Here is a 6,253-nt window from a genome sequence, read left to right on the forward strand (position 1 = left end):
ACTTCACCGCCGACGACACCGCCACACCGAACCGCATGGCCGCAGACCGGCAGGTCTCCCCCGCCAGGATCGCCGACACCACCCGCTCGCGAAGATCATTGGAAAGAGGTCTGTCCTCTTAAGCTTCTTTCCATGCTATTCTTGGAAAGGAGGATCGAGCCATGGGACAGTCATCGGCAAGGAAATCGGCGGGGCCGCGTGATGCGGCAACGAAGGTTGCGCATCATCGTTTGAGCGTGCTCGACCTGGCCAAGGAGCTGGGCAACGTCGCCGAGGCGTGCCGGCAGCGCGGTCTCGACCGCACCAGCTTCTACGAATGGAAGCGGCGCTTTCAGACGCAGGGCTTCGAGGGCCTGAAGGACCTTCCGCCGATCCACAAGAGCCATCCGCAGACGACCCCGCCGGCGACGGTGGAGCGGATCCGGGCGCTGGCGCTCGAGCATCCGGCCTATGGCTGCAACCGGCTGGAAGCGCTCTTGCGCCTGGAAGGGATCGCCGTCTCGGCGATCACCATCCAGAAGATCCTGAACGCGGCCGATCTCGGCACACGCACCGACCGCTGGCTGGCGCTGGAAAAGGCCAATGCGGACAGAGAGATCGCGATCACGCCCGAGCAGGCGGCGTTCATCGAGAAGCTGAACCCCTGCTTCCGCGAGCGCCATGTCGAGAGCTCGGCGCCGGGCGAACTGCTGTCGGCCGACACCTTCTTCGTCGGCAATCTCAAGGGCATCGGCAAGGTCTACCTGCATGCCGTCGTCGACACCTACGGCTCCTATGCCTTCGGCTTCCTGCACGTCTCCAAGCAGCCCGAGGCGGCCGTCGCCGTGCTGCACAACGAGGTGCTGCCGTTCTATCGCAACCTCGACCTGCCGGTCGGCGCCGTCCTGACCGACAACGGCCGGGAATTCTGCGGCACCGAGAAGCATCCCTACGAGCTCTATCTCGACCTTAACGGCATCGAGCATCGGCGCACCAAAGTCCGCACCCCGAAGACCAACGGCTTCGTCGAACGCTTCAACGGCACCGTCCTCGACGAGTTCTTCCGCATCACGATGCGCGAGACGTTCTATGAAACCGTCGAAGCCCTGCAGGCCGATCTCGACGCCTGGCTCGTCCACTACAACACCGAACGCCCGCACCTTGGCTACCGCAACATGGGCCGCAGGCCGGTCGAAACCGTCATGTCATTCGTCAGTCAAGAAGCTTAAGAGGACACGCGGACACCAGCAGCGTCGCTATTGCCGAGTTACATCACACCTCAAGTGGACGCCATCAATTCAGTTTCTGAAGGACGGTTCGTCAGAGTCTTGATCCGGTTAATTTTTGGTGGGCTCAGAAATATACGTACGACATGCTTCAGCCATACGAGCGGCGGCAATTCTACCGCTGCGGCCGTTTAGAAACGCCTGCGAGAAACTCAAATCTATCCGCTTTTCACCCGACGCATCAGGAGTGATAATGAATGAAAGGGTCTTACCTTGGGACAAAGGTTCAATTATCGGCAAAATGTCAGCGCCGGCATCGATGACCGTCGCTCTCTTCCCCTCCACCTCCCGTCTAGCAAATGAAAGGGGCGCAGTGAGTCTATGATTGCGATCTTTTCTGGAAAATATTTCTAATATTCCCTCTGTGGGGCCCGTTTCTTGCTCATCCATTAGCAAGACTATTTCAGCACCGCCATCCTTCCGACACACAATCTGGCCCATTTCAGCTGCAACGCGAGGGTTGTTTCGCGTACCGTTTCTGTGGGGCCGGCCCGGAAAAAAGTTGAGAGATGTTTCGTCGGCATCGGTGCTAAAGAACAGCTTCTCAGGAAATGGCTCTTGGGCCTGCTGGGCCATCTGGCATCCAGCATTTCGGATTTTTTTTCCAAGATCAGGGATTTTCAAGTCGCAGGTCTCAGCATAGTTCTTACTCGTAACGACGTCTTCCAGACCATAGCACCCGCGGGGCGCGATTGTCACGGCTCCGAATTTACAGTCCGCGGCCACCTCAGAAGAGCGGGCGACGGGGGATGTTTCGATATCATTCGCCAAAGCTGACGCTTGGCTGTGGAGAAGCGCAACAAGGTACACGCCAATCAGGCGCCCATATTTAGCGCTCACGGGGATCTGGCTCTTACGCTGCTTTTCCATGGTGTACCGGTGGGTTGGCAAAATAAATTCGGATGACTTCCATGCTGACGTGAGAGTAGTAACGTGGTTCGGGGGGATTTTTTATAAATATATTCGGTAAATTTCTAATTGTGATTCGAGGCTCTCATCTCCATACAGGATGACAAAACGAGGTTCACACTGCATTCCGATCGGAGTTGCGCGGCAGAGACATTGGAGCGCCCATGCGCGCTTTCCAAAGATCAGATGGCGCTCAACCTCGGCGATCTGGCCGCCGTCATGCCGGCGGGGTCACGTCCGTCAATGAGGCGTAATTTCGAAGGCGGCCATGTCGCCGGTCTTCATGCGGCGGCAGGCTGAAGCTTGAGGATGGGATCGACGGCGACAGTGTCGATCTGGTCCATCCCGTGGAGCGGCATGTATCGGTTCTGGGTCTGCCATTCGTCGTTGGCCTCGAGGAGGACGGCGCCGATGAGGCGGATGATGTAGCCCTCGTTCGGGAATACGCCGACGACTGAGGTGCCGCCCCATATAGCCATGCCCTCGATTTCCATCCCGCGCGATCCCTGATGCAGCATTGCACGTGCCCGTCCCGCCCTCCGCCGGGATGCCGGGCACTGGTGGAAACAATTTCCTGCAGGGAAGGCGAACTGACAGGAACAGTCGGATGAGGCTCCTGATCATCATCGTCAACCTGCGGCGCGGGCCGCGGCTATGGTGAGCAACGTGTAGGGAGGCTCGACGCGGGCGACGATGAAGGCGGTGCAGAAGTTGGGAGCCACTGCACCGCCTGTCCGAGACGGCGCCCCTCCGAATAGGACGCCTATGCGTAGCAGGCGATTCCCCAGCGTCAATAGCTGCCGACTACGGCGGCAGCAGTTCGCGTGTCAATGTCGGGTTTTCCCGGTAGAGGTGCGGAGTCGGCAGGAAGACAACAAGCGCCCTCGACCTCGCCGCAGCGGCAACCTGCGTGTCCTCCTTTCGCTCGTTGGCTGACCAGCCGCGGATGACACACAGCCTGAATGTAGAAGCCCGGAAGTCGTCCGAGTCCTGGGGGAGGGGGATAGAGCGATCTGCAGGTTCATCGCCGTAAGCGAGCGTGCGTTCTCAGACGACGCCTGAAGCTAGCATAGCACACGCACGCAGGGTGAAAGATCATCGCCGGGCAGCGGTAGGGAGCCCGGCGAGCCGCGCCTCCGCTCGCCGGGCCGGGGGAAGCCGCAACGAGGAGGTCTACCGTTGCAGCGAGAGGATCCTGCCATGTGTGCCGTTGTGGCGCACTTTAGCCAAAAGAGGTAGATCAGCAATCAATGCTGCTGGAAGAGCCTCCGGATCTGCCGTCCCGCTTGGCGCTTCATGTTCACGCTTTATCCCCACCCAGTCCGCTGCTCGTAATCTGTCTGGCAAGCGTCGCTTTCAGCGCGAGTCGGATTAGTGAGGAGCACGTCGATGGCGAGCGAGAAGTGGTTGTTGAGCCGAGCGTCGCCGAGGAATTCGACAGCGAATGAACGGTCGCGGCTGACAGCGACATGGCTCAACGTCGTCGCCGCCGGCGTCATCACTACTGGCGTCGTTTCGCCTCTGATGACAGGGATCCTGAGCGGGTCGCCCGTGCCGCTTTGGCTGTTGCTGGCTGCCTCATCGGCCTGCCTCTCCCTGGGCGTTCTGCTGCATGTCATCGCCAGGGGCATGGTCGGGAGGCTGCGGCCGTGACTCGTGAGGATCGCTCCGCGGTCGATCCCGACCGGCCCTCCAGCGTCTCGCTGCCGAAACCGCAGTTCAAGTGGCAGCGCTTCGGCGTGGGGCAGAGGTTCCTCGGCTATGACGGCCGCCTGCACTTCGGGACGATCGCCTTCACCGAGTATGGGATGCACCGCGGCGAGTGGGAGTGGTCCGTGTGCGGCATGTCCTGGCGCGACCACGGCCCGCACCGGCACGGCTTCCGCCTAAATCATCCGCGGGTCGTCGCGGTCGACGTGGAGCGGCTCTATCTGAGACTCCTGCCTTTGTGTGACGGCGTCCAGCTTCGTGTCGAGGACGAGATCGCGCATTTCGAAGCGCGGGGCCTGCCGCTCCCCCGCGGGACAGCTTGGCGGAAGGCGAGGTTCTTCGGCGCCGCCGAAGCACCCATCGGTGCCGGCTGATATTTTCCTTTGGCACCGACTGCGGAAGAAGGTGCCACCCGCGATAGACCGCTGCCTGACCATCAATCTCAGGATCTGCGATGCCGCGCTTCTTCTTTGACATCAACGACAACGGGCAATTCTCCCAGGATGAGATCGGAGTCGATTGCGACGGCGAAGAGGCGGTGCGGAAGGCCGCCATCGAAGCGCTGCCTACACTCGCCCGTGATGTGATGCCGGACGGCGACCATCACGTCATCTCAGTTCTTGTCCGCGACGCGCAAGGGACCACCGTTCTGCGCAGTTCGCTGACTCTCGATGTGGTCTGGCTCAAGGACCACGAGAAACAGTGACTCCGCTCAGGAGCGACCGTCTGCCGTTGGGCAAGCAACGTGGCTGCTCTCGAAGCGGTTGTGCTATAGGAACTTCATGATTCGGATTTGCATCGCCGCTGTGTCCATCCTTCTCGCCGCGTCTCCCGCGTTTGCTGACATGCTGCCTGTCTGCGAAGGCGGGCACCGCGCCGAGCGCAAGCTTACCTGCATCGTCGACGGTGACACGGGCTGGGAGAACGGCGTGAAGTGGCGCGCACTCGCTGTCGACACTCCGGAGATCAGCCATCCTGGTTGCCCGGCGGAAAAGCGGATCGGCTTGAAGGCGCGCGACCGGCTGCGCGAGCTGATGGCCGGCGGCTACCGGATCCAGTGGCAGCACGAGAAAGGCCGCTACGGTCGCGAACTCGCGAAGGTGATCCTGAACGACGGCCGCGATGCGAGTCAGGTGCTGATGGACGAGGGGCTGTCGCAGCCTTGGCCGAACCACGGGAACAAGTGGTGCGGGCGCTAGCTCGACTACTGGGGAAATTTTTTCGCGCCGCGCCGGCAGTGCGGCAGGACGTGACTGTCTTGCTCACCATGCACAAGCCGCCGGCGGCATGGTGGGAAGCTCGAGAGCGCCGACGGGCCGCGGCCGATAAAGCGGATGAGCGGCATTGGAACGCGGTAATGCGAGAGATTGAGCGCAGGACCGGCTATCAGCATCAGCCGGATACGGCGACGCGGTATCTCGAAGGTCGACTCTGACGCACGATCTGCCGCGACCTCCAAGAGGTAGACCCGAAGCTGCGGCCTTATTGGAAGGGGTCGTCCTCCGGCTCCGGCCCGACGGCCGCCCCGTCAGTCCGCACAGGCGGCGTCATGGGGTCCGTCATCATCGCGAAGACGACGAAACCGATCATCGCGACAATCAGGGCGATCCAGATCCAGATCGCAACCGGCTCGTCATCTCGTGGATTGCGATGCCGCGACATCGGTGCACTCTCCCGGCTGCGGATTCCGATTCAAACCGGCCGGGTATTCCGATTTGAAGCCGGCCACCATTCCGGAATGAAGCCGGCCAGCATTCCGATCGATAACCGGCCACCCTCCGGCGTCNTGCGGATTCCGATTCAAACCGGCCGGGTATTCCGATTTGAAGCCGGCCACCATTCCGGAATGAAGCCGGCCAGCATTCCGATCGATAACCGGCCACCCTCCGGCGTCTGAAGCCCCTGGGTCAGCAACTCGGGCATCACCCTCCTTGTCGAACGAGGAGAGCGTGATGCCGGCAAAGAGAAGGCTGACCATGAGACAATTGCGACAGATGCTGCGGCTTACCCGGGACGGCGTCAGTGCCCGAGAGATTGCCGAGACGCTCGGCGTGGCGAGAAGCACCATCCAGGACAACCTGAAGCGCGCTACGGCGGCCGGTCTGAGCTGGCCGCTGCCGGGCGAGATGACGGACGATGTCCTCGAGAACAGGCTCTTCGACCACGCCGGGGTCAAGCAGGGCATACGACGGCGTCCCGAACCGGACTGGGCGGAGGTCGCCGTGGAGCTGAAGAAGCCCGGCGTCACGCTGCAGAGTACGCATCCGGCGTGGACCGCGGTGAAGAACTTTTTCTCGCTTCAGCGGCAATCTGGGGCTTGCGCCTTTCGAGTTAAGCTATCGACGAGTTACCGGAATGTCGTGCGCGAG

At 61.4% G+C, this 6,253-nt stretch carries 7 protein-coding genes and 1 pseudogene; 6 read left to right on the forward strand and 2 right to left on the reverse strand.

Annotation, left to right across the window (positions count from 1 at the left end; all coding sequences use genetic code 11):
* The first annotated feature begins 161 nt into the window (after positions 1-161).
* Positions 162-1,208 carry an IS481 family transposase gene (locus AB5S17_RS23125; RefSeq protein ID WP_369243538.1) on the forward strand — a complete coding sequence of 349 codons (1,047 nt, stop codon included), beginning with the start codon at positions 162-164 and terminating at the stop codon, positions 1,206-1,208.
* Positions 1,209-1,316: 108 nt separating this feature from the next.
* On the opposite strand, the gene AB5S17_RS23130 is transcribed toward AB5S17_RS23125, so the two are convergent.
* Positions 1,317-2,105, reverse strand: coding sequence for a hypothetical protein (locus tag AB5S17_RS23130; RefSeq protein WP_369243539.1), 789 nt, complete (start codon positions 2,103-2,105; stop codon positions 1,317-1,319).
* Positions 2,106-2,455: 350 nt separating this feature from the next.
* A pseudogene (locus tag AB5S17_RS23135) lies at positions 2,456-2,629 on the reverse strand (IS256 family transposase); the annotation flags it as partial.
* Between the two features lie 934 nt (positions 2,630-3,563).
* Between AB5S17_RS23135 and AB5S17_RS23140 the strand changes: the two are divergent.
* From AB5S17_RS23140 to AB5S17_RS23160, 5 genes are all read left to right on the forward strand, one after another.
* Positions 3,564-3,827: a hypothetical protein gene (locus tag AB5S17_RS23140; protein ID WP_369243540.1), complete on the forward strand. Its 264-nt coding sequence runs from the start codon at positions 3,564-3,566 to the stop codon at positions 3,825-3,827.
* On the forward strand, positions 3,824-4,258 hold the full coding sequence (locus AB5S17_RS23145) for a hypothetical protein (protein ID WP_369243541.1): 435 nt from the start codon (positions 3,824-3,826) through the stop codon (positions 4,256-4,258). Before AB5S17_RS23140 ends, AB5S17_RS23145 begins: the two co-directional genes overlap by 4 nt.
* Before the next feature lie 80 nt (positions 4,259-4,338).
* Positions 4,339-4,590 (forward strand): hypothetical protein, encoded by a 252-nt coding sequence (locus AB5S17_RS23150; RefSeq protein ID WP_369243542.1) that lies wholly within the window; start codon positions 4,339-4,341, stop codon positions 4,588-4,590.
* Between the two features lie 100 nt (positions 4,591-4,690).
* On the forward strand, positions 4,691-5,083 hold the full coding sequence (locus tag AB5S17_RS23155) for a thermonuclease family protein (protein WP_369243543.1): 393 nt from the start codon (positions 4,691-4,693) through the stop codon (positions 5,081-5,083).
* A 753-nt stretch (positions 5,084-5,836) separates the two neighbouring features.
* Positions 5,837-6,253: helix-turn-helix domain-containing protein (locus tag AB5S17_RS23160; RefSeq protein ID WP_369243544.1), on the forward strand; the 417-nt coding region annotated here is incomplete at its 3' end.

Origin of the sequence: Jiella sp. M17.18 (assembly GCF_041027365.1) — a bacterium.
Lineage (GTDB): Bacteria > Pseudomonadota > Alphaproteobacteria > Rhizobiales > Rhizobiaceae > VKMB-3413.